This is a genomic window from Ancylobacter rudongensis, assembly GCF_900100155.1.
GTDB lineage: Bacteria > Pseudomonadota > Alphaproteobacteria > Rhizobiales > Xanthobacteraceae > Ancylobacter > Ancylobacter rudongensis.
Window position 1 is genome coordinate 112,277 of record NZ_FMTP01000002.1, and the last position, 24,217, is coordinate 136,493.

Sequence of the window (24,217 nt, forward strand, 5' to 3'; positions counted from 1 at the left end):
TCAACGGCCGGGGCACCCGGAGCCGCCAGCGGGCATGGCTGCGACGCGCGCCGCAGCGCCCCTTCCACGAGAGGTGCGGCGGAGCGCAACGCCCGATGGATGTAAGCCGCCAGTCGGCCTTTCGTCCATTGCCATGCGCGCACACGCGCCGGGCGGCATCCCGTGCCGCTGATGACCTTTTCTTGATGCAACTCGTTTGCAGTTGCACAAGCATCGGCTTGGCGTAGAATGCTTCTGCAACTCATTCGCAAAAGGGGGCCGGCATGTGGAGACAATCGAGGCGCGTAATCCTGACCGGCCTTCTGGCCGTCGGCCTGGCCGGGTTCGCCGGGGCGCCCGGCGCCCTGGCGCAGGAGGGCGCGGCGCCGGACAAGCCGCCGAAATTCAAGGCGGTGACGACGTTCACCGTCATCGCCGACATGGCGCGCAACGTGGCCGGCGACGCGGCGGTGGTGGAATCGATCACCAAGCCCGGCGCGGAAATCCACAATTACGCGCCGACCCCGGGCGACATACAGCGCGCACAGGGGGCGCAGCTGATCCTCTGGAACGGCTTGAACCTTGAACTCTGGTTCGAGAAGTTCTTCCAGAACCTCAAGGATGTTCCCAGCGTCGTCGTGACCGAGGGCATCACCCCGATGAGCATTGCCGACGGCCCTTATCGCGGCAAGCCGAACCCGCATGCCTGGATGTCGCCGGCCAATGCGCTGATTTATGTCGACAACATCCGCGACGCCTTCGTGAAATACGACCCCGCCAATGCCGCGACCTACGAGGCCAATGCGAGCGCCTACAAGGCCAAGCTGGAAGCGGCGGTGGCGCCGATCCGCGCTGAACTGGACGCCATCCCCGCCGACAAGCGCTGGCTGGTGACGAGCGAAGGCGCCTTCTCCTATCTCGCCCGCGATTATGGCCTGAAGGAACTCTATCTCTGGCCGATCAATGCCGACCAGCAGGGCACGCCGCAGCAGGTGCGCAAGGTCATCGACGCGGTGCGCAAGAACAGCGTTCCCGCCGTGTTCAGCGAAAGCACCGTCTCCGACAAGCCGGCGCGGCAGGTCGCGCGGGAGACCGGCGCGGCCTATGGCGGCGTGCTCTATGTGGATTCGCTCAGCGAGGCTGACGGCCCGGTGCCGACCTATATCGACCTGCTCCGCGTGACCACCGCCACGGTGGAAAAGGGCCTGTCGCAGGGGCTGTCGCAATGAACGCGCCCTCGCCCGTCCTGTCGGCGACCGGGCTTTCGGTCACCGGCCTCACCGTGACCTATCGCAACGGTCACACCGCGCTGCGCGATGCCAGCTTCGCCATTCCGCTGGGCACCATCACGGCGCTCGTCGGGGTGAATGGCTCGGGCAAGTCCACCCTGTTCAAGGCCATTATGGGTTTCGTGCGCCCGGCGGCGGGTGAGATCAGCATTCTCGGTGGCACCGTGGGCGAGGCATTGCGGCAGAACCTCGTCGCCTATGTCCCGCAGAACGAGGAGGTCGACTGGAACTTCCCGGTGCTGGTCGAGGACGTGGTGATGATGGGCCGCTACGGCCATATGGGGTTCATGCGCCTCCCCCGCGCCGCCGACCGGCAGGCGGTGACGCAGGCGCTGGGCCGCGTCGGGATGAACGACTTCCGCACCCGGCAGATCGGCGAACTCTCCGGCGGCCAGAAGAAGCGGGTCTTCCTTGCCCGCGCTCTGGCGCAGGATGCGCGGGTGATCCTGCTCGACGAGCCGTTCACCGGCGTTGACGTGCAGACCGAGCAGGCGATCATCGCGCTGCTCCGGTCGCTGCGCGACGAGGGTCGTGTCATGCTGGTCTCCACTCACAATCTCGGCAGCGTGCCGGAATTCTGCGACCGCACCGTGCTGGTGAAGGGCACCATCCTCGCCCATGGCCCGACCGCCGAGACCTTCACCGAGGCCAATCTGGAAAAGACCTTTGGCGGCGTGCTGCGCCATTTCGTGCTGGGCGGCGCCGGGCTGCACGCGGATGACGACAGCCGCCAGATCTCGGTTCTGACCGACGATGAGCGCCCACTGGTGTTCTATGGCGAGAAGGGCGAATGCCCGCCCCGCACGCGGGAGAACGCCCCGTGATCGACCTTCTGGCGGAGCCCTTCGGCTACGAGTACATGCGCAATGCCATGTGGGTGTCGGCGCTGGTCGGCGCCGTCTGCGCGTTCCTGTCGTGCTATCTCATGCTCAAGGGCTGGTCGCTGATCGGCGACGCGCTGTCCCATGCCGTCGTGCCCGGCGTGGCCGGCGCCTATATGCTCGGCCTGCCCTATGCGGTCGGTGCCTTCTTCTCCGGCGGGCTGGCGGCCGCCGCCATGCTGTTCCTCAACCAGCGCACAAGGCTGCGGGAGGACGCCATCATCGGGCTGATCTTCTCCTCCTTCTTCGCGCTGGGGCTGTTCATGGTGTCGCTCTCGCCGACCTCTGTGAACATCCAGACCATCGTGCTCGGCAACATCCTCACCATCACCCCCGAGGACACGCTGCAACTGGCGATCATCGGCGTGGTCTCGCTGGTGATCCTCCTGCTGAAATGGAAGGATCTGCTGGCGGTGTTCTTCGACGAGGCGCATGCGCGCTCGATCGGGCTGAAGCCGACCGCGCTGAAGATCATGTTCTTCACGCTGCTCTCGGCTTCCACCGTAGCGGCGCTGCAGACGGTGGGCGCCTTCCTCGTGATCTGCCTCGTGGTGACGCCCGGCGCCACCGCCTATCTCCTGAGCGATCGTTTCCCGCGCCTGCTGATGATCGCCGTCGCCATTGGCGCCGTGACAAGCTTTGTCGGCGCCTATGTCAGCTATTTCCTCGACGGCGCCACCGGCGGCATCATCGTGGTGCTGCAGACGCTGATCTTCCTCGCCGCCTTTGTCTTCGCCCCCAAGCACGGCATGCTGGCGGCGCGGCGGCGGGCGGCGCAGGCTCTCAAGGTCGAGGAGGCGTGATCATGGTGGAGACCCTGCTCGCCCCCTTCCAGTTCCCCTTCATGGTCAATGCGCTCGTCATATCGGCGCTGGTGGCGGTGCCGATGGCGCTGCTGTCCTGCTTCCTGGTGCTGAAGGGCTGGTCGCTGATGGGCGACGCCATTTCTCACGCCGTTTTCCCCGGCGTGGTCATCGCCTATATCGTCGGGCTGCCGCTGGCGGTCGGCGCCTTCGCCGCCGGCATGTTCTGCGCCGTGGCGACGGGATTCCTCAAGGACAACAGCCGCATAAAGCAGGATACGGTGATGGGCATCGTGTTCTCCGGCATGTTCGGCTTCGGGCTGGTGCTCTACGTCAAGATCCAGACCGAGGTGCATCTCGACCACATCCTGTTCGGCGACATGCTCGGTGTCGCCTGGCGCGACATTGGCGAGAGTGCGCTCATCGCCGCCCTTGTCGCCGGCGCCATAGCGGTGAAGTGGAAGGACCTGCTGCTGCACGCCTTCGACCCGGCGCAGGCGCGCGTGGTCGGGCTGCGGGTCGGGCTGCTGCATTACGGCCTGCTGTGCCTGATCTCGCTCGCCATTGTCGGCGCGCTCAAGGCGGTGGGGCTGATCCTGGCCATCGCCATGCTGATCGCACCGGGGGCCATCGCCTTCCTGGTGACGCGCACCTTCGGCGCCATGCTGGCGGCCTCACTGGTGATCGGCGTCGGAGCGTCGCTTCTGGGGGTCTATCTCTCGTTCTTCCTCGACAGCGCGCCGGCCCCGACCATCGTGCTGGTGATGAGCGCGGTCTTCATCGCCGCCCTGCTGCGCTCATCGCTGGCGACCCGCCGGATCGAGACGGGAGATGCCGGCTAGGGCGGCGCCGGTTTCCTCAAACCCAGGCACGGACGCTAGACGACCAGCATCACGGCCAGCCAGACCAGCGCCCCCGCCCGGGCAAGCAGGCCCTCGCCGGGTGCTACCTGCCCGGCGGACCGCCACACCGAGACGGTGAGCAGCACATTCAGCGGCAGCGGCAGGAAGAAGATCAGCGCCGCGAGCCAGAACGGGGCGCCGGCGACATGGGCGGCCAGTGCCGTCCCGCCGGCGATCAGATTGACCAGCGTGCCGACGATGAGCATGTCCCACCAGAAGACGCGCGCCAGCGGCACCCGGCCTTGCCAATGGCATCTCACGAACTCCACCCTGCCACCTCGCACTGACACATCGGCGGCGCCGGCCTCCCGGCGCGCCAATGTGCCTTTACGGGAGGTTGCGCGAGAGCGCCACCGGCGCCGCACTCCCGCCCCACCGCGCCGTCAATGCGCAAAAGCCTCCGCGACTCCCTGGTTCTCCGCGTCGCGCGGCTTCAGGCCGGCGCGGTCGAGCGAGACCAGGCGCGGGGCCATCTGCGTGTCGACCACCGCGGGCGTGCGGTCGTCCACCTTGCCGGTCCAGCCCCCGCCCAGCGCCTTGTTGAGCGCGACATAGTCGGTGGCGATGGCCACCCGGCTGGTGAGCAGCGTGTCGTCGGCGGAATAGGCCGAGCGCTCGGCGACGAGCACGTCGAGAAAGCTCGACGAGCCGCTCTGGTAGAGCACACGGGCGAGGTCCACGGCCTGCCGGTAGGACGCGGCGGAGGCGCTGAGACTGCGATATTTGAGGCGCTCCTGCTGAAGGGCGACGCTGGCATTCTCCACATCCTGCAGGGCGGTTAGCACGGCGGCGTGATAGGTGAGGAAATACTCGTCGCGCTGGGCCTGGGCGAAGTCTACCGCCGCCTTCAGCTGGCCGGCGTTGAAGATCGGGATGCTGACGCTCGGCCCGAAGCTCCAGCTGACCGACGAGCTCTTGGCGAGATCGCCAACCGTGGCGGCTGAGGTCGTGACTTCGCCGACGAGGCTGACATCGGGATAGCGCGCGGCCTCGGCCTGGCCGATCTTGGCCGTGTACTGGGCGTATTGGCGTTCGGCGAGGCGCACGTCGGGGCGCGAGAGCAGCACATTGGCCGGCACGCCGCGCGGGATCGCCTTGACCGGCGTCGGGATCGGGGCGCTGCGCTTCATGGTCTCGTTGAGCGCGCTCGGCGGCTGGCCGAGCAGGATGGCCAGCTGATGGACGGTCTGCTGGTAGTTCGATTCCAGTTCGGGAATATTGGCCTCGGTGCTTGCCGCCTGGCCTTCCGCATTGGCGACATCGACGGCGGAGGCCGAGCCGGCCTGCAGCTTGGTGCGGGTCAGGGCGGCGGTCTCGCGCTGCGAGACGGCGGTGCGGCGGGCGAGTGCCGCCCGGGCCTGATAGCCGCGCGCCTCGACATAATACGTCGCCACATCGCCGATCAGGGTGAGCAGCGTGTTGCGCAGCGTCTCCTCCGCCGCATCCAGCCCATAGGTCGCCGCCTCGGCCGCGCGACGATTCTCGCCGAACAGGTCGAGCTCCCAGCTGGCATTGGAACCGAGGGAGAAGGAATCGAACGGACCGGAGACGGTCACGTCGCCGGTATCGGAGACGTTGGTGCCATTGTCGGCGCGGGTATAGCTGCCCGATCCAGTGACGCTGGGTGCCAGCGCGCCGATTGCCTGCTGTCGCGTGGCGCGGGCCTGGCGCACCCGCGCCTTCGCGGTGGCGACGTCGAGATTGCCCGCGATCGCCTCGTCGACAAGCCGGTTCAGCGTCGGATCGCCGAGCCGTTTCCACCAGTCCGCGAGCTCCGGCGGGCGGTTGTCCGCCTCCTCGCCGGTGGCGGTCACGGACGGTGAGGCCTTGCCCCAGCTGGCGGGCAGCTGGAAGCCGGGGGCGCGGTAGTCGGGCCCCACCGCGCAGCCGCCGAGCAGCGCGGCAAGAAAGAGCGCGCCGGCCAGGCGCGGCGCCGCGACACCGAAGGGGCGACACATCACAGGCGAGAGGGACATCGGTTCACCTGACGGGCGAATGAGGGGCGTGGCGGGGCGGCGGGGATCAGGCGGAAGGAGCATCGTGCGCCTCCCCGGCCGGACGGGCAGGCGCCGATGCCGGCGGCGCCTCTTCCTTGGCCGGCGCCTTGCCGGCAAAGACCCGGCGCACGACGACGAACAGCAACGGCACGAAGAAGACGCCGAGCACGGTGGCGGCGATCATGCCGCCCATGACGCCGATGCCGATGGCGTTCTGCGCACCCGAGCCGGCGCCGCTGGCGATCGCCAGCGGGGTCACGCCCAATATGAAGGCGAAGGAGGTCATCAGGATCGGGCGCAGCCGCTGGCGCGCGGCGTCCAGCGTCGCCTCGACGAGGCTCACCCCATGCGCCTGCCGCTCGAGGGCGAATTCGACGATGAGGATCGCGTTCTTGGCCGCGAGGCCGATGGTGGTGAGCAGGCCGACCTTGAAGTAGACGTCGTTGGTCTGGCCGAAGAGCGAGGCCGCGAGCAGCGCGCCAAACACGCCGATCGGCACCGAGAGCAGTACGGCGAACGGGATCGACCAGCTTTCATAGAGCGCGGCGAGGCACAGGAAGATGACCAGCACAGAGATGGCGTAGAGCGCCGTCGCCTGATTGGCGGAGAGCCGCTCCTGATGCGACAGCCCGGTCCATTCATGGTCGAAGCCGGGCGGCAGCTTGCCGACCAGGGCGTCCACCGAGTCCATCGCCACGCCGGAGGAGACGCCCGGCGCCGCCTGGCCCTGTATCTCCACCGCCGAGGCGCCGTTGAAGCGCTCCAGGCGCGGCGACCCGTAGGTCCAGCGCGTCGAGGCGAAGGAGGAGAAGGGCACCATGGCGCCTTGGGAGTTGCGCACCTCCCATTTGGCGAGGTCTTCCGGCTGCATGCGGAAATCCGCCGCCGACTGGAGATAGACCTTCTTCACCCGGCCGCGGTCGAGGAAGTCGTTCACATAGTCGCTGCCCCAGGCCGAGGAGAGCGTGTCGTTGATATCGGCCAGCGACACGCCGAGCGCGCTTGCCTTCTCCTGGTCGATGTCGACGACGAATTGCGGTTCGTCCTCGAGCCCGTTCGGGCGGGTGGCGACGAGTTGCGGGTCCTGCGCTGCCATGCCGAGAAGCTGGTTGCGGGCCGCGATCAGCTTTTCATGGCCGGCGCCGGTGACATCCTGAAGATAGAAGCTGAAGCCGCCGGAATTTCCCATGCCCTGGATCGCCGGCGGCATGAGGGTGAACACCATGGCGTCGCGTGCGTGCAGCGCCGCCATCGCCCGGCCGGCAACCGCGCTGGCGGACACTGCGGGGGATTTGCGTTCGTCGAAGGGCCGCAGTTGCACGAAGGCGATGCCAAGATTCTGCCCCTGCCCGCTGAAGCCGAATCCGTTGACGGTGAACACCCCCTGGACCGCCTCCTTCTCATCCTCGAGGAAATGGGCCCGAACCTTGTCGAGCTCCTGTTCCGTGCGGTCGGATGTGGCACCGGCCGGCAGCTGCACCATGGTGATGAGCATGCCCTGGTCCTCCTCCGGCAGGAAGGACGAGGGAAGCCGGGCGAACATCCAGCCCATGCCAAGGGCGATGGCGAGGAACACCACGAGGAAGCGGCCCGAGCGCGCCACTATACCGGCGGTCCCGTGGCGGTAGGCGTTTGTGGTGCGGTCGAACGTGCGGTTGAACCAGCCGAACACGCCACGGCTCTTGGCGTGCTCCTTCGGCGGCCTCAGCAGGGTCGCGCACAGGGCCGGGGTGAGGACCAGCGCCACCACCACCGAGAGCACCATGGCCGAGACGATGGTGACGGAGAACTGGCGATAGATCACGCCGACCGAGCCGCCGAAGAAGGCCATCGGGATGAACACGGCCGAGAGCACGGTGGCGATGCCGACCAGCGCGCCGGTGATCTCGCCCATCGACTTGCGGGTCGCCTCCTTCGGCGAAAGCCCCTCCTCCTCCATCACGCGCTCGACATTCTCGACCACGACGATCGCATCATCGACCAGGAGGCCGATGGCGAGCACCATGGCGAACATGGTCAGCGTGTTGATGGAATAGCCGAACAGCGCCAGCACGCCGAAGGTGCCGAGCAGCACCACCGGCACCGCCAGCGACGGGATCAGCGTCGCGCGGAAATTCTGCAGGAAGACGAACATCACCACGAAGACGAGGACGATCGCCTCGAACAGCGTGCGCACCACCTCCTCGATAGAGAGCAGCACAAAGGGCGTGGTGTCGTAGGGATAGACGACCTCCACCCCTTCCGGGAAGGTCGGCTTCATCCGCTCGATGGCGGCCTTGACCTTCTCCGCCGTGTCGATGGCGTTGGCGCCCGTGCCCAAATTGATGGCGAGCCCGCCCGCCGCCATGCCGTTGTAGCGGGAGGAGGTGGTGTAGCTCTCCGCGCCGAGCTCCACCGTCGCCACATCGTTAACCCGCACCAGCGAGCCGTCCGTGGTGCTCTTGAGGATGATGTTGCGGAACTGCTCGGGCGTTTGCAGCCGCGAGCGCGCCGTGACCGTGGCGTTGAGCTGCTGCCCCTGCCGCGCCGGCAGGCCGCCGAGCTGGCCAGCGGAAACCTGCGTGTTCTGTGCCTCGATGGCACTCGCCACGTCGCTCGGCATCAGCTGGTACTTGGAGAGCTTTTCGGGGTCGAGCCATATGCGCATCGCATAGGAGGAGCCGAACAGCGTGGTGGAGCCCACCCCCTCGATGCGCCGCAGCGTGTCGTTGAGGGTGGAATCGACATAGTCGGACACATCGGTCGACGACATGCGCCCATCGGTCGAGACGAAGCCGATCACCATCAGGAAGCCGTCGGAGGCCTTGTCGACCGAGATGCCGTTGGTCTGCACCACGCTCGGCAACTGGGGGGTGACGAGCTGCAGCTTGTTCTGCACCTGCATCTGCGCGATGTCGGGATCAGCCGCGTTGGTGAAGGTCAGCGTGATCGTCGACTGCCCTGTCGAGAGCGAGGTCGCCGACATGTAGTCGAGATTGTCGATGCCGGTCAGGCCCTGCTCGATGACCTTGGTGACCGAATTCTCCACGGTCTGGGCGTCGGCGCCGGGATAGGAGGCGGTGACGCTGACCGTGGGCGGGGCGATCTGCGGGTATTGCGCAATGGGCAGGGTGTTCAGCGCCAGCACGCCGCCGAGCATGATCAACAGTGCGATGACCCAGGCGAAGACCGGGCGGTCGATGAAGAAACGGGACATGGACGCGCCTTCAGTTCGACGTGGCGGTCGGGGAACCGGCGGAGGAGCCGGCGGAAGCACCGGCCATGGCCTGTCTGCCGGCGGGAACAGGCGCCGTGCTCTGCTGGCCTCGGTCGCGCACTTCACCGGTGGTCTCGTCCACCACCACGTCGACCGGGGTGACGTCCTGGCCCGGGCGGGCGAACTGGCTGCCCTCGACGATGACGCGGTCGCCATCGGTTATACCGCTATCAACCAGCCAGCTGTTGCCGACGCTGCGCGACACGGCGAGCACGCGCTGCTCGACCTTGTTGTCGGCGTTGACGACGAGCGCCACCGGCTCGCCCTTGGAGTTGCGCGTCACCCCGCGCTGGGGGACGAGGAAGCTGTCGGGGGCGACGCCTTCCTCGATGACGGCGCGCACATACATGCCCGGCAGCAGCAGCCGGTCCGGGTTGGGAAACTGCGCCCGCACGCCATAGGTGCCGGTGGTCGTGTCGACGTAGGCCGAGGTGAATTCCAGCGTGCCGGGATGGGCGTAGGTCTCGCCATTGTCGAGTTCGAGCCGCACCTGGACGCGGTCGCCGGAGATCTTGATCCGCCCGTCACGGATCGCCTGGCGCAGGTTCAGAAGGTTGGTGCTGGACTGGGTGACGTCGACATTGATCGGGTCGAGCGTGCGGATGGTGGTGAGCGCCGTGTCCTGGCTCGCCGTGACCAGCGCGCCGGGGGTCAGCGTCGACTTGTCGATCCGCCCGCCGATCGGCGCGGTGATGCGGGTGTAGTCGAGATTGATCCGGGCGGTGTCGACATCGGCCTTGGCGGCCGCGACATCGGCCCTGGCCTGCGCCAGTGAAGCGACAGCGTCGTCGTAGTCCTGCTTGCTGACGGCGTTCTGCTTGATGAGCCCTTCATAGCGCTCCACCTTGGACTGGGCGCTCGGCACCGCCGCCTCGGCCTTCTGCTGGCTCGCCACCGCGCTGTCATAGGCGGCCTGATAGCTCGCCGGGTCGATCTGGTAGAGGGCGTCGCCGGCCTTGACCTCCGACCCTTCCTCGAACAGCCGCGACTTGATGATGCCGCCGACCTGCGGGCGCACCTCGGCAACGACCGAGGCGGTGGTGCGCCCGGGCATTTCTGCGGTTATGGCGACCGACTGCGGGCGCACCGTCACCACGCCGACCTGCGGGCGACCCTGCGCGCCAGGGCCCTGCGGCTGGCCGGCCTCGCGGCCATCGCAGCCGATGAGCGCGAGAAGCAGGGCCAGAGTGCTGGGAAGGAGCGCCGAACGCGCGGGGCGAAATGACGCCACAGTGAAATTCCCTATATAGAGTACCGATCAGTATCTATATTATCGAGTCTGTTGATCTGTCAATTGGTGCGCTCGGACGGTCCGCCGGGCCCCGGAAGGGGAGAAGTCGCTTGTCGCAGGCTGGAAATGAGGGGCAGGGGCTGCAGACCCGCGGGCGCGGGCGCCCGAAGACGGCGCCGGATTCGGCCCGGCGCAGGGAAATCGTGGCGCAGGCGCTGCAGATCTTTCGCGAAGTTGGCTATGCCCGGATGACGACCGACACCGTGGCCGCCCGCTGCCAGATCTCGAAGACGACGCTCTATCGGCTGTTCCCGAGCAAGACCGCGCTCATGGCGGCGATCATCGAAGCGCATACCGAGAGCATGATCGACCTGCCGCGCGACTATGACCATCTATCTCTGGCAGAGGCCCTCGACCGCATCTTCTTCAACGAGATCGACGATGAGGCCGATCGCGAGCGCTTCGCCTTTCTGCAGTTCCTCTTTCTGGAGGCGGCGGTGAACCCCGAGCTCAGGGCGATCTCGGACAAGTTCGGCCGCAACGCCGTGCTCCGGCTGCTCACCGACTGGCTCGACCACCAGCGCTCGCTTGGCCGGATCGACGTACCGGACTTGCACGATGCCGCCTCGATGCTGATGGACCTGGTGGGGGGATCGATCGCGCTGACACGCGACGGTCGGATGCACTGGCCCGGCAGCGAGCGGCGGCGCGCCTATGTGCGCGAGTGCATCCGGGTGTTTCTGCGCGGGGTGGCGACGCCCGCCGGCGCCACGCCCACCGAGGGGGATGGCCGTTCAACGTGAGGCGAGGCCCAGCCCCACGCAGGCAGCTTCGCTCTCGCGGGCCAGTTCCTCGAACTGTGCCGCCCGCCCGTTGCCGGCGCGCCAGAAATAGCCCATGTCGCGGCTGGCCGGCCAGCCGTCGAGGGTGAGCAGGGCGATGTCGTCCTCCATGCGGAATTCCGAGCGCGCATAAAGCTCGGGGAACAGCGACATGCCCATGCCCATCACCACCATCTGCCGCAGCGCGTCGAGGCTGGTGCCCTCGTAATCCTCCCGCATGTCGGCGCCGCAGGCCGCGGCAAGCTCGCGGGTCCGCTCGAACAGATGGTGCCCACGCCCGAGAGTCAGCAGCCGCTCGCCCCGCAGCGCCTGGGGGTCGACATGACCGATGCTCGCAAGCGGGTGGTCCTTGGGCACGCCGAGGAAGATCGTCTCGCGGCACAGCCGCCGGAAGGTGACGGCATGGCCGGAATCCGGCGCCGGACCCAGGCCGCAGTCCAGCGCGCCGGAGACCACCTCGCGCAAGATCGCCGCCGGCCGCTCCTCCTTGATGTAGATTTGCAGCGCCGGATAGCGCGCATGCAGGGGCGGCAGCAGGTAAGGCAGGAAATAGGGCCCGAAGGTCGGCGCCACCCCGAGCCGGATCAGCCCGCCGAGATTGCGCGCCCCGCTCGCCGCCACCGCGACGATATCATCCAGCGTCAGCAGCACGGCACGCGCCGCCTCAATGACCCGCTCTCCAATGGCGGTGGGCTGCACGCGGCCGGGCGTGCGGTCGAACAGCGTGGCGCCAAGCTGCGCCTCCAGCTGGGCGATCTGCACGGAAAGAGTCGGTTGAGAGACATGGCAGCGCCGCGCCGCCGCGCCGAAATGGCCGGTCTCGGCCAGCGCGACGGCGTATTCGAGCTGGCGGTGGGTTGGACGGAAGGCCATAGCCGATAGTTCCGATCTATCGATGATATTGAGACTATGCATTGGAACTATGGGCCCGTCCACGTCATCTTGCCCTCATCGAAAGGAGGGTGACGTGGACCAGTTCCTCAAATCGCTGACGACCCGCAGCCAGATGCTCGATGTCGAGCTCGCGGCCGAGCGCCGGCGCGACAAGCCTGACGGCGAGCGCATGATGGCGCTCAGGCGCATCAAGCGCCAGCTGATGGCGCAGATCGACTATATCCGCCGTGAAGGGCGCGATATGGCCGAGGTGAGGGTATCGCGCCGGCCAGGGCGCTTCACTGATCTGAGCCTCCCGCCGCTGCGCTGAGCGCCACGTCCCCGCCTAATCCCTTCCAACCCGAGGTCCGGGTCCCTCTGACGGCATCGCGCCGCCATGTCGGTCCTCCCCCTACCCGCACTCCCCAGCGCACGTCCGCGCGAACGACCTGCGGCGCCTGCCCGGCGCCGCCGGCCGGCGTGTCGGCGTGTGTCGTGGGGGCTGAACCGAGGACCCGATGGACACATTGATATCACTGATCACGGCCGACATCGTCGGCACGCCCGCCTGGCTCTGGCTGAGCTTCCTCGCCATTGTCTTCGTCCTGCTCGCCTTCGATCTCGGCGTGCTGAACAAGGGCAACAAGGAACTGGGCATCGGCGAAAGCCTCCGGCTCTCGCTGTTCTATATCTTCGTCGCCGTGCTGTTCGGCGGCTGGGTCTGGTACTCGCGAGGGGCCGACGCCAGCATGCAGTACTTCACCGGCTATGCGATCGAGAAGGCGCTCTCGATCGACAACGTCTTCGTCATCTCGCTGATCTTCAGCTACTTCGCCATTCCCCGCATCTACCAGTACCGCGCCCTTGTCTGGGGCATCATCGCGGTGCTGGTGCTGCGCGGCCTCATGATCGGCGTCGGCGCTGCGCTGGTGCAGGAATATGACTGGGTGCTGCTGCTGTTCGGCGCCTTCCTCGTCGCGACCGGCATCAAGATGCTGATCGTCAAGGAAGGCGAGCAGGACATTTCCAAGAACCCGGTGGTTCGCCTGCTCTCGCGGGTCCTGCGGGTGACGCCCCAGTTGCACGGCCAGCGCTTCATCGTGCGCCAGCCGCACCCGGTGACGGGCAAGATGGTGCTCTGGGTGACGCCGCTGTTCCTGGCGCTGGTCGTCATCAACATTGCCGACCTGGTCTTCGCGGTCGACTCGGTGCCGGCGATCTTCGCCATCACCACCGACACCTACATCGTCTTCACCGCGAACATCATGGCGATCCTCGGTCTGCGCGCCCTCTACTTCGCGCTGGCCGCCATGGTGCACCGCTTCGAGTACCTGAAATACGCCCTGGCGCTGGTGCTGGTGTTCATCGGCGGCAAGATCTTCTGGAACTACTTCTACGGCAAGCTCGACCCGGCGGTCTCGCTCTCGGTCACGCTGGCGATGATCGCCGGTGGCGTCGTCTTCTCCCTGTGGAAGACCCGCAAGACCGGGCTTGGCGCCCATTGATCCCGAGGCCGGCGCTACGGCGCCGGCCTTCCCCTGAAGCCTTCGAGGGCCGGGCCGGCCGCCGCGCACAGCGGTGCCGCGCCCGGCTCTTGCCTGTCCACGACGCCCCGTCAGACGAGGGAGCCCCCATGTCGCTCGCCAGTGCCGCCCTGCTCTCGCCTCCGGTCCTGTGTTTCGGCCTGGGAGCGCTCGCCTGCGCCCTGCGCAGCAATCTGCGCGTACCGGCGCCGGTATTCGAGGCGGTTTCGATCTATCTGCTCCTCGCCATCGGGCTGAAGGGCGGGGCGGAGCTGGCGGAGACGCGCTGGGTGGACTTCGCCGCGCCGGCAGGCGCGGCGCTGGCACTCGGCCTGTTCATCCCGCTCTGGTGCTTCCTCGCGCTGCGCCAGGCCGCCGGCTTTAGCGTGGCGGACGCCGCCTCGCTCGCCGCGCATTACGGCTCGGTCTCCGCCGTCACCTTCATCGCGGTGGTGAGCTATCTCGCCCAGGCCGGCATCCCCCATGAAGGCTTCATGACCGCCATATTGGCGCTGATGGAAGCCCCGGCGATCGTCGTCGCACTGCTGCTGGCCCGAATGGTCAGGGACGGGTCGGAGGATCGGTCGGGCGCCGCCACGGCGGACATCGCCCAGCCTTCGCTTGGCGCCGCCCTGCGCGAGGTGGTCTCTTCCAAGAGCTTCCTGCTGCTGGTCGGCGGTCTCGCCATTGGCGGGGTGATCGGCAAGGCCGGCATGGCTCCGGTACAGCCCTTCTTCGGCGATCTGTTCCTCGGCTTCCTCTGCCTGTTCCTCCTTGAGCTCGGCATCGTCGCGGCGGAGAAGGCGGACGAGGCCTGGAAGGCGGGCGGCCGACTGCTGGCCTTCGCGATTGCCGCGCCGCTGGTCAATGGCGCGCTGGGGCTGCTCACCGGGGCTGCGGCCGGCCTGTCGGAGGGCGGGGCGATCATACTGGCGACGCTGGCGGCAAGCGCCTCCTACATCGCCGCTCCGGCGGCGGTTCGCCTCGCCCTGCCGCAGGCCAATGCCGCCTACGCTTTGGCCGCCTCCCTCGCCGTCACCTTTCCGCTGAATGTGGTGATCGGGATCCCGCTCTATGCGGCACTGGCGGGCCTGATCTATCGCTGAGCGCCAGATCGTCTGGAGGCGCCCTGATCCGGGCGGCCGGGCGCACCGTAAAAGCAGCATGAGCCCGGCTGCTGCCTCTTTGACCCCTGCCCCTGCCGTCCGCGTCACCGCCTGGCTGCTCGCGGCGGCCGGGACATTGCCGTTCCTGGCCGCCATCGCCGATGCCGCACGGCTCGGCGGGATCGGCACCGTGCAGATCTATGGCGCCGTGATCGCCTCCTTCGTCTGCGGCATGCATTGGGGGGCGGCGCTGTTCGCGCCCGAACCCCTGGCTGTCCGGCTCTTCCTGCTGAGCAACGTCGCCGCGCTGTTCGCCTGGCTGGCCGCGCTGCTGACGCCGCAGCCCGGCTTCCTGCTGCTGGCGGTGATTTTCGCGGCGCTGCTCGGCGTCGACCGGCATCTGCGCGCACGCGGGGTGTGGGCCGGCTGGTTCTGGCAACTGCGGGTCGCCATCAGCGCGGTGGTGGTGAGCGCCTGCGGGTGGATCGGGATGGCGGCATGAAGCGCATCGCCATCATCGGTGCTGGCCTCTCCGGACTGACGCTCGCCCACGCATTGAAAGGGCGGGCGGAGATCGCCGTGTTCGAGAAGGCGCGGGGCCCTGGTGGGCGCACCGCCACCCGGCGCGAGGGCGTCTACCGCTTCGACCATGGCGCGCCCTGCTTCACGGCACGCACGCCGGCCTTCCTGGCCTGGCTGGCGCCCCTGCTCGATGCAGGGGTGGTGGCGGAGTGGCCTGGAGCAGTGGTCAACCTCCAGGCCGACCGTGTCACCGGCATCCGCCATCCATCCGAACGCCTGCTGGTCGGCGTGCCCGGCATGAGTGCCCTCGCAGCGCATCTCGCGGCGGACATTGATCTCAGGGTCGGGACCGATGTCGCCCCACTCGATGCCGGCGCGGGACCCTACGCGCTCCGCAGCGTCAGCGGCGAGGCGCTGGGCACGTTCGACCTCGTGGTCTCGACCGCGCCGGCGCATCAGAGCCGGGTCCTGTTCGGCGCGGCGGCGGGCGGGGCCGCCCTGCCTGAGGCCGCGATGAAGCCCCGCCACGCCTTGATGGTCGCGCTCGACATGCCCTGGCACCAGGGGTGGATCGCCGCCCGGGTGAGGGGCGGGCCGCTGCGCTGGATCACCATCGACAGCTCCAAGCCCGGGCGTGCGAGCGATCGCACCACCCTCGTCGCCCAGACCCGCAGCCGCTGGTCGCGGCTCCATTGCGACACGCCGGCGGAGCTGCTGGCGCCGCTCCTGCTGCATGCGCTGCGGGCGGCATTGCCCTTCCAGCTGCCCGAGCCGGCCCTGGTGAGGGCGCACCGCTGGCGTTCGGCGCTGGTTGAGCGCGCCAGCCGGCCCGGTCCATGGATCGCGCCGGACGGCTCGCTGGCCGCCACCGGCGACTGGGCCACCTCCAGCCGGATCGAGGAAGTGTGCTTGGCCGCGCTCGACCTCGCCGAGCGTCTCACGCGGGGTCTGCCATGAACGCGGTGACGGTTTGGTACGATTCCCAATGCCCGCTGTGCCGGCGCGAGATCGCCCTGATGAAGCGCCTCGACCATCGCGGGCGCATCGCCTTCATCGATCTGGAGGCGGCCGACTCCTGCCCGGTCGATCGCGGCGCAATGCTGGCACGCCTGCACGCCAGCGAGGACGGGCGCCTGCTGACCGGCGCGGCGGCCTTTGCCGCGATGTGGCGGCAAATTCCGCTGCTGAGGCCCTTGGGCCTCGCGGCGCGCAACCGTCACATTCTGTCCCTGCTCGAGCGGGCCTATACCGGCTTCCTGCGCCTGCGGCCACGCCTGCAGAATCTGGCCCGGCGCTTTGAGGAGACGCACAGGTGAGGCTCGCTGTGGTCATCGGGTCCAGCGGTGGCATCGGCGCGGCGCTGCGCGAGGCTCTGATAGAAGGCGGCGGCTTCGACGCGGTGATCGGCCTCTCCCGCCAGTCCGTCCCCCGGCTCGATCTTCTTGAAGAGGCGACGGTGGCGCAAGTGGCCCGCCACGTCGCGGAACGGGGAACGCCGCATCTGGTGCTGGACGCCACCGGACTGTTGTCCGATGAAACGCTGCAGCCGGAGAAGGCGCTGCGGGCGATCGACCCGGCAGCAATGGCGCGGTCCTTCGCCATCAACGCCATCGGGCCGGCGCTGCTGATGAAGCACCTCCTGCCCCTGCTGCCGCGCAGCGCGCCCGCCGTCTTCGCGACGCTGTCGGCCAAGGTTGGCAGCATCGGCGATAACCGGCTGGGCGGCTGGTACAGCTACCGCGCCTCGAAGGCCGCGCTCAACCAGCTGGTGCGCTGCGCTGCCATCGAGCTGAAGCGCACCCATGGCGCGGCGGTGTGCGTCGCCCTGCACCCCGGCACGGTGTCGACGCCGCTGTCCCGCCCCTTCGCCAAGGTGGGGCTGGAGCCGCTCTCCCCCGCCGAAGCGGCGCGCGACCTGCTGGCAGGCCTGGCACGACTGGGCCCGGCCGATAGCGGCGGCTTCTTCGACCGCCACGGCAACCCGCTGCCGTTCTGACACTTCGGCAGCCCCGCGGCATCGGCTCAAGCGCCGCGCAACCGCAGCTCCGATCAGGCGCCGGCCTGCGTCATCCGCGCCACCGCGCGGCGGGCCATCGCGCCGACGAGGTGGGCGCGATAGGCGCCGCTGCCATGAATGTCCTCGATCATTTCATCCCCCGACAGGACGAGACCTGCCAGCGCCGTGGGCGAGAAGTGAGCGGCAAGCGCCGCCTCCGCCTCACTCCAGCGGAAAACGCCGCCCTGCCCGGCCCCGGTGACGGCGACGCGCACCGGGCCCTCGCCCGGCAAAGCCTGGCCCCGCCAGATGAACACGCCCGCCATGGCATAGCGCGAGGCGGGGTTGCGGAATTTCTCATAAGTCCCCTCCCCGCCCAGCGGAAAGGCGACCTGGATGATGATCTCGTCCGGCTCCAACGCGGTCTCGAACAGGCCAATGAAAAAATCGGCAGCCGCGATCTCCCGCCGGTCGGTGACGATGGTGGCGTCGAGTGCGAGGCACCCGGCGGGATAGTCGGCCGAGGGGTCGTTATTGGCGATCGAGCCGCCGAGCGTGCCGCGATTGCGCACGGCGGGATCGCCGATCAATCCGGCCAGCGCCGCTAGCGCGGGCAGGCTTTCGCGCACCAGAGGCGAGGCTTCGACATCGGCATGGCGGGCCATGGCGCCGATGACCAGCCGTCCGTCAACGCGCGCGATGGCGCGCAGTGCCGGCAGGGCGCCAAGGTCGACAAGGTCGCTCGGGGCGGCGAGCCGCTGCTTCAGGGTGGCGATGAGCGTCTGTCCACCGGCGAGCGGCTTTGCCTCTTCACGCCCGCGCAGCAGGCCGACGGCCTGCGTCAGGGTGTCCGGGCGGTGATAGGTGAAGGCGAACATGGCGCGCTCCTAGTCCAACCCGACCGCCGGACCGGCGCCCATGGCGCGTGCCCCGGCAATGATCGCCTTGACGATGTTGTGGTAGCCGGTGCAACGGCAGAGATTGCCCTCCAGATCGGCCCGCACCGTCGCCTCGTCGAGAACGGGACCGTGACGGCGCACCATGTCCATGGCGGCGAGGATCATCCCCGGCGTGCAGAAACCGCATTGCAGGCCGTGATGCTCGCGAAACGCCTCCTGCATGGGGTGAAGCGTCTCCGCCGTCGCCACGCCCTCGATCGTCCGCACCTCACGTCCTTCAACCTGAACAGCGAGCACCGCGCAGGCTTTCACCGCCGCGCCATCGACAAGCACGGTGCAGGCGCCGCATTGGCTGGTGTCGCAGCCGACATGGGTGCCGGTGAGCCGCAATTCGTCGCGCAGCAGCTGCACCAGCAGGGTCCGCACATCCACCGTGACGGAAACGGCAGCCCCGTTGACGCTCAAGGCGAGCGGGTGCGCCGGAGCGCGCACAAGCGAGGTGTCCTTGAATGAAGTCGGCTGCATCGCACTACTCCCGCGTTCCGGCGGCGGTTGCGGTTTGGGGGCCGATCACGGCGCGGCCTCGCTTGGCAGGGCCGGCGCCGGAATCGGGGGCGGGGCGACGATCTGCGCGAAGGCGCTGAAGAACTCGCCCGCCAGCTTGCGGGAGGTGCTGTCGATCAGCCGCGCGCCCAGCTGCGCGATCTTGCCGCCGACCATGGCCTGCGCCGCATAGGTCAGAAGCGTGGCGCCGTCCGGCTCGGGCTCCAGCCAGACATCGGCACCGCCCTTGGCGAAGCCGGCGACGCCGCCCTGCCCCTCGCCCGTGATGCGGTAGCGGCCGGGCGGATCAAGGTCGGACAGCGTCACCGCGCCGGAAAAGCTGGCCTTTACCGGCCCGATCTTGAGGACGACCCGCGCGGTGAAGGCGGTCGACGAGGCCTGCACCAGTTCCTGGCAGCCAGGAATGCACCGGCGAAGAATGTCCGGATCGTTGAGGGCCTGCCAGACCACCTCGCGGGGAGCCTCGATGCGCTGCGCGCCGGTCAGTTCCATGTGCCACCTGCCTCAAAAGCCGCGCGCCGGCGCGGACGCCACGCGCAAGAACCACTCGACCGCCTCGCCCCGCCTGACCGCGGGCGGCGATAGGGACGCCGGGCACAGACGTCCCCGAACGGCTAGCAACGCTCGTGCCAACCGCTGCACCACCTCCCAAGCCACGGCCAAGGTTGCCATTTCCGTTGACGAGACCAGCGGCGGGAGCGGATTGCCACCTTGTTCACCGCCGGCTGCCCAAAATTAACGCATTCATCAACACCATTAAATATTGAGCAAATCCTCCTCATTGGTATGGTTACATAGCACACCATACCATGCGGTGCCGGCGCTGACCCGCCAGCGCCTGTGGCGCGCGACACGGAGGCCCCGCCGGGCAGGGGCCGCAGCGACCCTTTGGCATTTCCAGCACAGGAAACAATCGCATGTTCGCTCACGGTATCCTTCGCTCCGCACGTGCCGGCCTGCTGGCCGGCGGCGTCGCCACCGGCCTTCTCGCCGCCGCGCTGAACTCCCCCGCTTTGGCGCAGGAGACGATCAAGATCGGCGCGCCGCTGGCCCTCACCGGCGGCCTCGCCGACGAAGGCCACAAGCAGGATGTCGTCTGGAAGATGTGGGTCGAGAAGATCAATGCCGGCGGCGGCATCCAGGTCGGCGACAAGAAGCTCAAGGTGGAGCTGATCGAATATGACTACCAGTCGGAAGGCCAACGGGCCTCCCAGCTCGCCGAGAAGCTGATCAACGACGACAAGGTGCAGTTCCTGTTCTCGCCCTTCGGCTCGGGCCACACCAAGATCGTCGCCGGTGTCGGCGAGCGCTACCAGATACCCACCATCGCCTGCGTCGCCTCCTCCGAGAGCGTGTACGACCAGACGCTGAAATATCTGTTCGGCACGCTCTCCCCCAATGGCGGCATGACCACCGCCATGGTGAAGTTCTTCAAGGAGAAGTTCCCGGAAACCAAGTCGATCGCGGTGCTCGGCCGCGATGACGTCTTCCCCAAATCCATGGCCGAAGGCATCGCCAAGGCAGCCGAGGCGGGCGGGCTGACCGTCGCCTACAAGGAACTCTATCCCGTCGGCACCATGGACCATGCCGCCGCGCTGTCCTCGATCAAGGCCGCCAAGCCCGACTGGATCTACATCACCGGCTACACTCAGGACCTCATTCTGGCGCGCAAGCAGATGCAGGACCTTGGCGTCACCGCGCAGATCGTCACCATGGTTACCGGCCCGTCCTACAAGGAGTTCACCGACGGCCTCGGCCCGCTGGCCAATGGCATCTCCTCGTCAAGCTGGTGGCATCACCTCACCAGCTATGAGGGCCAGGGCGTATGGCCGACCACGGCCGCTTTCTATGAGGACTTCAAGGCCCGCACCAAGGGCGACCCGGATTATGTGCACGGCTCCTGCGCGGCGGCCGGCGAGGTCATTGTCGACGCGCTCGCCCGCGCCGGCTCGCTCGACAAGGCCAAGGTGCGCGACGCCATCGCGGCGACCGACATCCAGACTTTCTACGGCCCAATCAAGTTCGGCCCCAACGGCATGAACCTCTCGCGCGAGCTGCCGATCATCCAGGTGCAGGACCAGACGATCAAGGTGCTCGCCCCCGCCGAGATCAAGAATGCCGACATGATCGCGATGCCCTGACCGGCTCGTCTTCCCCGCGCGCGGCGGATCGTCCGGCGCGCGCCCTCTTCAGTCTTGCGGCCCGCCCACGGGCCGCGAGCGCGGGTCAGCGACAAGGGCGGCAGCGGTTAAGAGTGACATGGCGATCTACCTGCAGATCCTCTCCAACGGCCTGATGCTCGGTGCGCTCTATGCGTGCCTGGCGGTCGGCTTCTCGCTGGTCTGGGGCGTGTTGAACGTCATCAACATGCTCCACGGCTCGTTCATCATTCTTGGCGGCTACCTCACCTTTTTCGCCTGGCATCTCTACGGCATTCATCCCGTGGCGATGCTGCCCGTCGTCGCGGCGCTGATGTTCGCGCTCGGTTTCGCGCTGCAGAAGCTGGTGATCAACCGGGTGGTGAGCGCTCCCGTCCTCACCACGCTGACGCTGACCTTCGGCCTCGACATGATCCTCTACAACGCGATGACCTACTGGTTCACCGCGACCCCGCGCCGGATCACGCTCGATCTCGGCGCGGTGCAACTGGGCTCCATCGTCCTTCCGGTGGACCGGCTCGTCGGCACCGGCCTCGCCTTGGCGATGACGCTGCTGCTCTATGCGGTGATGCGCGGCTCCTCGATCGGCCGCGCCATTGTCGCCGTGCGGATGGACCGCTCCGCCGCCGAGCTGATGGGCATCCGCACCGACCGCATCTACGCCATCACCTTCGGGATCGGCGCGCTGATGGCGGGCGTGGCCGGCGTGGTCTTTGCTACCGTCTTCCCCATCACTACCAATGTCACCGGCATCTGGCTCGGCAAGGCGTTCGTGGTCTGCGTGGTGGGCGGGCTCGGCTCAGTGCCGGGCGCGCTGGTCGGGGGGCTGGTGCTGGGGCTGGTCGAGAGCTTCGCCGGCCACTGGTTCGGGCCGCAGCAGGCCATCACCGCCGGCTTCGTGCTGATGCTGGTGCTGCTGCTCACCCGGCCCACCGGCCTCGTCGGCGTCAGGGGGTACGAATGAAATCCGGCTTTCCGCTTTACGCCGCCCTGGTTGCCGGCCTTCTCGTGCTCGCCACCACGCCGCTCTATGCCGACAATTACGTCGTGCGCACCGCCGCCATCGTCGCCATGTATGGGGCGCTGGCCACCTCGTGGAACTTCATCGGCGGCTTTACTGGCTATCCCTCCTTTTCCACCGCCGCTTTTTTCGGCCTCGGCGCCTATGTCGGGGCGATCTGCCAGCGCCACGGCATTCCGATGGGCCTTGCCTGGGCCATCGCGACAGTGGTGGTCGCCGCCTTCGCCGCGCTGCTCGGCGGCATCATCCTGCGGCTGCGCGGCCATTACTTCGCCATCGGATCCATTGCCGTGGTGGAGCTGTGCCGGCTGGTCGTTTCCTCCTGGTCGACCCTCACCGGCGGCGGCGACGGGCTCAACCTCCCGCTGATGTCCTGGCCGCCGGAAGAGCTGATGCGCTTCTTCCTCTTCGTGATGCTCGCCATCCTGCTCGCCAGCCTCATCGCCACGATCCTCGTCGACCGCTCGCGCCTCGGCTTCGGCCTGCGCTGCATCCACCAGAACGAGGATGCCGCCGCCATGGTCGGCATCAACACAACAGTCTACAAGATCGCCGCCTACACGCTCTCGGCCATGTTCTGCGCCACCGCGGGTGCGGCCTATGCCTCATGGACCGGCTATATCGACCCAACCGACTCCTTCCAGATCGTGATGACGGTGAAGGTCGTCGTCATGGCCCTTCTCGGCGGCGCCGGCACCATTCTCGGCCCGGCGCTGGGAGCCGCCGCCTTCGTGCTGCTGGAGGAACTGTTCTGGGCGAACTTCCTCGACTGGAACCGCGCCATCCTCGGCGTCGTCATCGTGCTGCTTATCTTCTTCCTGCCGGGCGGGCTGCTCAGCCTGCGCGCGCTGCGGCGGCTGCGTGCAGCCAAGATCGGGGGCCGGGAATGATCGAGCCCATCCTGCGCCTCGACGGCGTCTCCAAGCAGTTCGGCGGGCTCGCTGCCCTTACCGACGTCTCCTTCTCGCTGAACGAGGGCGAAGTCGTCGGCCTCATCGGACCGAACGGGGCGGGCAAGACCACGCTGGTCAATGTCGTCACCGGAAATCTGCGCCGCTCCTCCGGCCGCATCCTGTTCAAAAGCGAGGATGTCGGGCTGCAGAAGCCCTATCAGGCCGCCCGGCGCGGGCTCGCCCGCACCTTCCAGATCGTCCAGCCCTTCCCGGCGATGACGGTGCTGGAAAATGTCACCGCCGGCGCGCTGTTTGGCGCCGGGGCCGGCTCGCTGGGCGACGCGCGCGACATGGCGATGCAGAGCCTCGAATTCGTCGGCCTCGACGCGCTGGCGGACCGGCCCGCGGCCAATCTCGCCTTGGCGGCGCGCAAGCGGCTGGAACTGGCCAAAAGCCTCGCCATGAACCCGAAAGTGCTGATGCTCGACGAGGTCAATGCCGGCCTCAACTCGTCCGAGATCGACGGCGCCCTCGCCCTCATCCGCAAGATCGCCGAGCGCGGCGTCACCGTGCTCATCATCGAGCACCTGATGAAGGTCGTCCTCTCGCTGTCGAAGCGCCTGCTGGTGCTGCATCACGGCCAGCTCATCGCCGACGGGCCGAGCGCCGAGATCGTCGCCGACGAGCGTGTCATCGAAGCCTATCTCGGCGCCAAGTTCGCCGCGCGCCTCAAGGAGCTCAACCATGGCTGAGCCGATGCTGGCACTGGAAGGCGTGACCTCGGGCTATGGTCAGATCCGGGTGCTGTGGGGCATGGACCTTGTGGTCCAGCCCTGCGAAATCGTCGCCCTGGTCGGCTCGAACGGCGCCGGCAAGACCACCCTGCTGCGTACCATCTCCGGTCAGCTGGCCCCGCAGGCCGGCACGATCCGCTTCAACGGCGTCCCGATCGAAGGTGCCCGGCCCGATGTCGTGCTCAAGGCCGGCCTCGCCCATGTGCCGGAAGGCCGCCGCCTGTTCCGGGGCCTCACCGTGCGCGACAATCTGATGCTCGGTGCCTATCTGCGCACCGACCGGCAGGAGATCGCACGCGACCTCGACTGGGTGTTCGACCTGTTTCCGATCCTGCGCGACCGTCAGCGCCAGGACGCCACCACCCTCTCGGGCGGCGAGCAGCAGATGTGCGCGGTTGGGCGCGGAATCATGTCCCGCCCGCGCCTGCTGATGATCGACGAACTCTCGCTCGGGCTCTCGCCGCGCATGGTGGAGCATCTGAGCGAGGCGCTGCTGGCGCTGAACCGCGCCGGCCAGACCATCCTCCTTGTCGAGCAGGACGTAATGACCGCCTTCGAGCTCTCCCACCGGGCCTATATCGTCGAGAGCGGCCGCGTCACCCGCTCCGGACTCTCGGCGGAACTGGCGCGCGATCCGACCGTCAGCGAGGCTTACCTGTCGATTTAATCGCGGAGATATAAGAATAA

At 67.9% G+C, this 24,217-nt stretch carries 25 protein-coding genes; 17 read left to right on the top strand and 8 right to left on the bottom strand.

All coding sequences use genetic code 11. From position 1 onward, the window contains the following. Window positions 1-263: 263 nt before the first annotated feature. Genes BLO63_RS05515 through BLO63_RS05530 form a run of 4 tightly spaced genes read left to right on the top strand, consistent with a single transcriptional unit; the run spans window position 264 to window position 3,794 of the window. A complete protein-coding gene (locus BLO63_RS05515; protein ID WP_091437519.1) occupies window positions 264-1,208 on the top strand; it encodes a metal ABC transporter substrate-binding protein in 945 nt (314 codons plus the stop codon). Further along, window positions 1,205-2,092, top strand: a complete 888-nt coding sequence (locus BLO63_RS05520) for a manganese/iron ABC transporter ATP-binding protein (protein WP_091437521.1) — start codon at window positions 1,205-1,207, stop codon at window positions 2,090-2,092. The genes BLO63_RS05515 and BLO63_RS05520 overlap by 4 nt, the downstream gene beginning before the upstream one ends. A gap of 35 nt (window positions 2,093-2,127) precedes the next feature. Then, entirely contained in the window at window positions 2,128-2,952 is an 825-nt protein-coding gene (locus BLO63_RS05525; protein WP_425284324.1) for a metal ABC transporter permease, read from the top strand. A 2-nt stretch (window positions 2,953-2,954) separates the two neighbouring features. Further along, a complete protein-coding gene (locus BLO63_RS05530; RefSeq protein WP_244517655.1) occupies window positions 2,955-3,794 on the top strand; it encodes a metal ABC transporter permease in 840 nt (279 codons plus the stop codon). Window positions 3,795-3,829: 35 nt separating this feature from the next. Here the strand turns inward: BLO63_RS05530 and BLO63_RS05535 are convergent, their stop codons facing one another. The 4 genes from BLO63_RS05535 to BLO63_RS05550 all read right to left on the bottom strand — a co-directional run bounded on the left by BLO63_RS05535 (window position 3,830) and on the right by BLO63_RS05550 (window position 10,338). Continuing rightward, the gene (locus tag BLO63_RS05535; protein WP_244517657.1) at window positions 3,830-4,123 is read right to left on the bottom strand and encodes a hypothetical protein; all 294 of its coding nucleotides are present in this window, start codon (window positions 4,121-4,123) and stop codon (window positions 3,830-3,832) included. A gap of 114 nt (window positions 4,124-4,237) precedes the next feature. Continuing rightward, the gene (locus tag BLO63_RS05540) at window positions 4,238-5,830 is read right to left on the bottom strand and encodes an efflux transporter outer membrane subunit (protein ID WP_244517659.1); all 1,593 of its coding nucleotides are present in this window, start codon (window positions 5,828-5,830) and stop codon (window positions 4,238-4,240) included. A gap of 46 nt (window positions 5,831-5,876) precedes the next feature. Continuing rightward, window positions 5,877-9,047, bottom strand: a complete 3,171-nt coding sequence (locus tag BLO63_RS05545) for an efflux RND transporter permease subunit (protein ID WP_091437530.1) — start codon at window positions 9,045-9,047, stop codon at window positions 5,877-5,879. A 10-nt stretch (window positions 9,048-9,057) separates the two neighbouring features. Beyond that, on the bottom strand, window positions 9,058-10,338 hold the full coding sequence (locus tag BLO63_RS05550) for an efflux RND transporter periplasmic adaptor subunit (RefSeq protein ID WP_091437531.1): 1,281 nt from the start codon (window positions 10,336-10,338) through the stop codon (window positions 9,058-9,060). Window positions 10,339-10,448: 110 nt separating this feature from the next. Here BLO63_RS05550 and BLO63_RS05555 point away from each other — a divergent pair, with 110 nt between their 5' ends. Then, a complete protein-coding gene (locus BLO63_RS05555; protein WP_244517661.1) occupies window positions 10,449-11,141 on the top strand; it encodes a TetR/AcrR family transcriptional regulator in 693 nt (230 codons plus the stop codon). Here the strand turns inward: BLO63_RS05555 and BLO63_RS05560 are convergent. Continuing rightward, entirely contained in the window at window positions 11,133-12,053 is a 921-nt protein-coding gene (locus BLO63_RS05560) for a hydrogen peroxide-inducible genes activator (protein ID WP_091437533.1), read from the bottom strand. The two genes, BLO63_RS05555 and BLO63_RS05560, sit on opposite strands and share 9 nt — an antisense overlap. 94 nt (window positions 12,054-12,147) lie before the next feature. Between BLO63_RS05560 and BLO63_RS05565 the strand changes: the two genes are divergently transcribed. From BLO63_RS05565 to BLO63_RS05595, 7 genes are all read left to right on the top strand, one after another. After that, a complete protein-coding gene (locus tag BLO63_RS05565) occupies window positions 12,148-12,384 on the top strand; it encodes a hypothetical protein (RefSeq protein ID WP_091437534.1) in 237 nt (78 codons plus the stop codon). 187 nt (window positions 12,385-12,571) lie between these two features. Further along, complete coding sequence (locus BLO63_RS05570) at window positions 12,572-13,558, top strand: TerC family protein (RefSeq protein ID WP_091437536.1); 987 nt, start codon at window positions 12,572-12,574, stop codon at window positions 13,556-13,558. A gap of 128 nt (window positions 13,559-13,686) precedes the next feature. Then, on the top strand, window positions 13,687-14,682 hold the full coding sequence (locus tag BLO63_RS05575; protein WP_091437538.1) for a sodium-dependent bicarbonate transport family permease: 996 nt from the start codon (window positions 13,687-13,689) through the stop codon (window positions 14,680-14,682). Between the two features lie 58 nt (window positions 14,683-14,740). Then, window positions 14,741-15,184, top strand: a complete 444-nt coding sequence (locus tag BLO63_RS05580) for a DUF3429 domain-containing protein (protein ID WP_091437539.1) — start codon at window positions 14,741-14,743, stop codon at window positions 15,182-15,184. After that, the gene (locus BLO63_RS05585; protein ID WP_091437541.1) at window positions 15,181-16,161 is read left to right on the top strand and encodes an NAD(P)/FAD-dependent oxidoreductase; all 981 of its coding nucleotides are present in this window, start codon (window positions 15,181-15,183) and stop codon (window positions 16,159-16,161) included. Before BLO63_RS05580 ends, BLO63_RS05585 begins: the two co-directional genes overlap by 4 nt. Next, entirely contained in the window at window positions 16,158-16,520 is a 363-nt protein-coding gene (locus BLO63_RS05590) for a thiol-disulfide oxidoreductase DCC family protein (RefSeq protein ID WP_091437543.1), read from the top strand. Before BLO63_RS05585 ends, BLO63_RS05590 begins: the two co-directional genes overlap by 4 nt. Then, on the top strand, window positions 16,517-17,200 hold the full coding sequence (locus tag BLO63_RS05595; protein ID WP_244517662.1) for an SDR family NAD(P)-dependent oxidoreductase: 684 nt from the start codon (window positions 16,517-16,519) through the stop codon (window positions 17,198-17,200). Before BLO63_RS05590 ends, BLO63_RS05595 begins: the two co-directional genes overlap by 4 nt. Window positions 17,201-17,253: 53 nt before the next feature. On the opposite strand, the gene BLO63_RS05600 is transcribed toward BLO63_RS05595, so the two are convergent. Genes BLO63_RS05600 through BLO63_RS05610 form a run of 3 tightly spaced genes read right to left on the bottom strand, consistent with a single transcriptional unit; the run spans window position 17,254 to window position 19,155 of the window. After that, window positions 17,254-18,078, bottom strand: a complete 825-nt coding sequence (locus tag BLO63_RS05600) for an FAD binding domain-containing protein (protein WP_091437544.1) — start codon at window positions 18,076-18,078, stop codon at window positions 17,254-17,256. Window positions 18,079-18,087: 9 nt separating this feature from the next. Beyond that, window positions 18,088-18,624, bottom strand: coding sequence for a (2Fe-2S)-binding protein (locus tag BLO63_RS05605; RefSeq protein ID WP_091437546.1), 537 nt, complete (start codon window positions 18,622-18,624; stop codon window positions 18,088-18,090). 45 nt (window positions 18,625-18,669) lie between these two features. Further along, a complete protein-coding gene (locus BLO63_RS05610; RefSeq protein WP_091437548.1) occupies window positions 18,670-19,155 on the bottom strand; it encodes an SRPBCC family protein in 486 nt (161 codons plus the stop codon). Window positions 19,156-19,580: 425 nt separating this feature from the next. Here BLO63_RS05610 and BLO63_RS05615 point away from each other — a divergent pair, with 425 nt between their 5' ends. The 5 genes from BLO63_RS05615 to BLO63_RS05635 all read left to right on the top strand — a co-directional run bounded on the left by BLO63_RS05615 (window position 19,581) and on the right by BLO63_RS05635 (window position 24,197). Next, the gene (locus BLO63_RS05615; protein ID WP_091437550.1) at window positions 19,581-20,804 is read left to right on the top strand and encodes an amino acid ABC transporter substrate-binding protein; all 1,224 of its coding nucleotides are present in this window, start codon (window positions 19,581-19,583) and stop codon (window positions 20,802-20,804) included. A 118-nt stretch (window positions 20,805-20,922) separates the two neighbouring features. Then, the gene (locus BLO63_RS05620) at window positions 20,923-21,786 is read left to right on the top strand and encodes a branched-chain amino acid ABC transporter permease (RefSeq protein WP_091437552.1); all 864 of its coding nucleotides are present in this window, start codon (window positions 20,923-20,925) and stop codon (window positions 21,784-21,786) included. Next, the gene (locus tag BLO63_RS05625) at window positions 21,783-22,733 is read left to right on the top strand and encodes a branched-chain amino acid ABC transporter permease (RefSeq protein ID WP_091437553.1); all 951 of its coding nucleotides are present in this window, start codon (window positions 21,783-21,785) and stop codon (window positions 22,731-22,733) included. Before BLO63_RS05620 ends, BLO63_RS05625 begins: the two co-directional genes overlap by 4 nt. Continuing rightward, window positions 22,730-23,488: an ABC transporter ATP-binding protein gene (locus tag BLO63_RS05630; protein ID WP_091437555.1), complete on the top strand. Its 759-nt coding sequence runs from the start codon at window positions 22,730-22,732 to the stop codon at window positions 23,486-23,488. The genes BLO63_RS05625 and BLO63_RS05630 overlap by 4 nt, the downstream gene beginning before the upstream one ends. Beyond that, on the top strand, window positions 23,481-24,197 hold the full coding sequence (locus BLO63_RS05635) for an ABC transporter ATP-binding protein (protein WP_091437557.1): 717 nt from the start codon (window positions 23,481-23,483) through the stop codon (window positions 24,195-24,197). Before BLO63_RS05630 ends, BLO63_RS05635 begins: the two co-directional genes overlap by 8 nt. Window positions 24,198-24,217 lie beyond the last annotated feature (20 nt).

Coding starts and splice junctions, on each gene's coding strand:
- BLO63_RS05570 (WP_091437536.1), top strand. CDS start 12,572: ATGGACACATTGATATCACTGATCACGGCCGACATCGTCGGCACGCCC.
- BLO63_RS05590 (WP_091437543.1), top strand. CDS start 16,158: ATGAACGCGGTGACGGTTTGGTACGATTCCCAATGCCCGCTGTGCCGG.
- BLO63_RS05545 (WP_091437530.1), bottom strand. CDS start 9,047: ATGTCCCGTTTCTTCATCGACCGCCCGGTCTTCGCCTGGGTCATCGCA.
- BLO63_RS05580 (WP_091437539.1), top strand. CDS start 14,741: ATGAGCCCGGCTGCTGCCTCTTTGACCCCTGCCCCTGCCGTCCGCGTC.
- BLO63_RS05585 (WP_091437541.1), top strand. CDS start 15,181: ATGAAGCGCATCGCCATCATCGGTGCTGGCCTCTCCGGACTGACGCTC.
- BLO63_RS05540 (WP_244517659.1), bottom strand. CDS start 5,830: ATGTCCCTCTCGCCTGTGATGTGTCGCCCCTTCGGTGTCGCGGCGCCG.
- BLO63_RS05515 (WP_091437519.1), top strand. CDS start 264: ATGTGGAGACAATCGAGGCGCGTAATCCTGACCGGCCTTCTGGCCGTC.
- BLO63_RS05605 (WP_091437546.1), bottom strand. CDS start 18,624: ATGCAGCCGACTTCATTCAAGGACACCTCGCTTGTGCGCGCTCCGGCG.
- BLO63_RS05575 (WP_091437538.1), top strand. CDS start 13,687: ATGTCGCTCGCCAGTGCCGCCCTGCTCTCGCCTCCGGTCCTGTGTTTC.
- BLO63_RS05635 (WP_091437557.1), top strand. CDS start 23,481: ATGGCTGAGCCGATGCTGGCACTGGAAGGCGTGACCTCGGGCTATGGT.
- BLO63_RS05525 (WP_425284324.1), top strand. CDS start 2,128: ATGCGCAATGCCATGTGGGTGTCGGCGCTGGTCGGCGCCGTCTGCGCG.
- BLO63_RS05620 (WP_091437552.1), top strand. CDS start 20,923: ATGGCGATCTACCTGCAGATCCTCTCCAACGGCCTGATGCTCGGTGCG.
- BLO63_RS05625 (WP_091437553.1), top strand. CDS start 21,783: ATGAAATCCGGCTTTCCGCTTTACGCCGCCCTGGTTGCCGGCCTTCTC.
- BLO63_RS05610 (WP_091437548.1), bottom strand. CDS start 19,155: ATGGAACTGACCGGCGCGCAGCGCATCGAGGCTCCCCGCGAGGTGGTC.
- BLO63_RS05560 (WP_091437533.1), bottom strand. CDS start 12,053: ATGGCCTTCCGTCCAACCCACCGCCAGCTCGAATACGCCGTCGCGCTG.
- BLO63_RS05530 (WP_244517655.1), top strand. CDS start 2,955: ATGGTGGAGACCCTGCTCGCCCCCTTCCAGTTCCCCTTCATGGTCAAT.
- BLO63_RS05600 (WP_091437544.1), bottom strand. CDS start 18,078: ATGTTCGCCTTCACCTATCACCGCCCGGACACCCTGACGCAGGCCGTC.
- BLO63_RS05520 (WP_091437521.1), top strand. CDS start 1,205: ATGAACGCGCCCTCGCCCGTCCTGTCGGCGACCGGGCTTTCGGTCACC.
- BLO63_RS05615 (WP_091437550.1), top strand. CDS start 19,581: ATGTTCGCTCACGGTATCCTTCGCTCCGCACGTGCCGGCCTGCTGGCC.
- BLO63_RS05630 (WP_091437555.1), top strand. CDS start 22,730: ATGATCGAGCCCATCCTGCGCCTCGACGGCGTCTCCAAGCAGTTCGGC.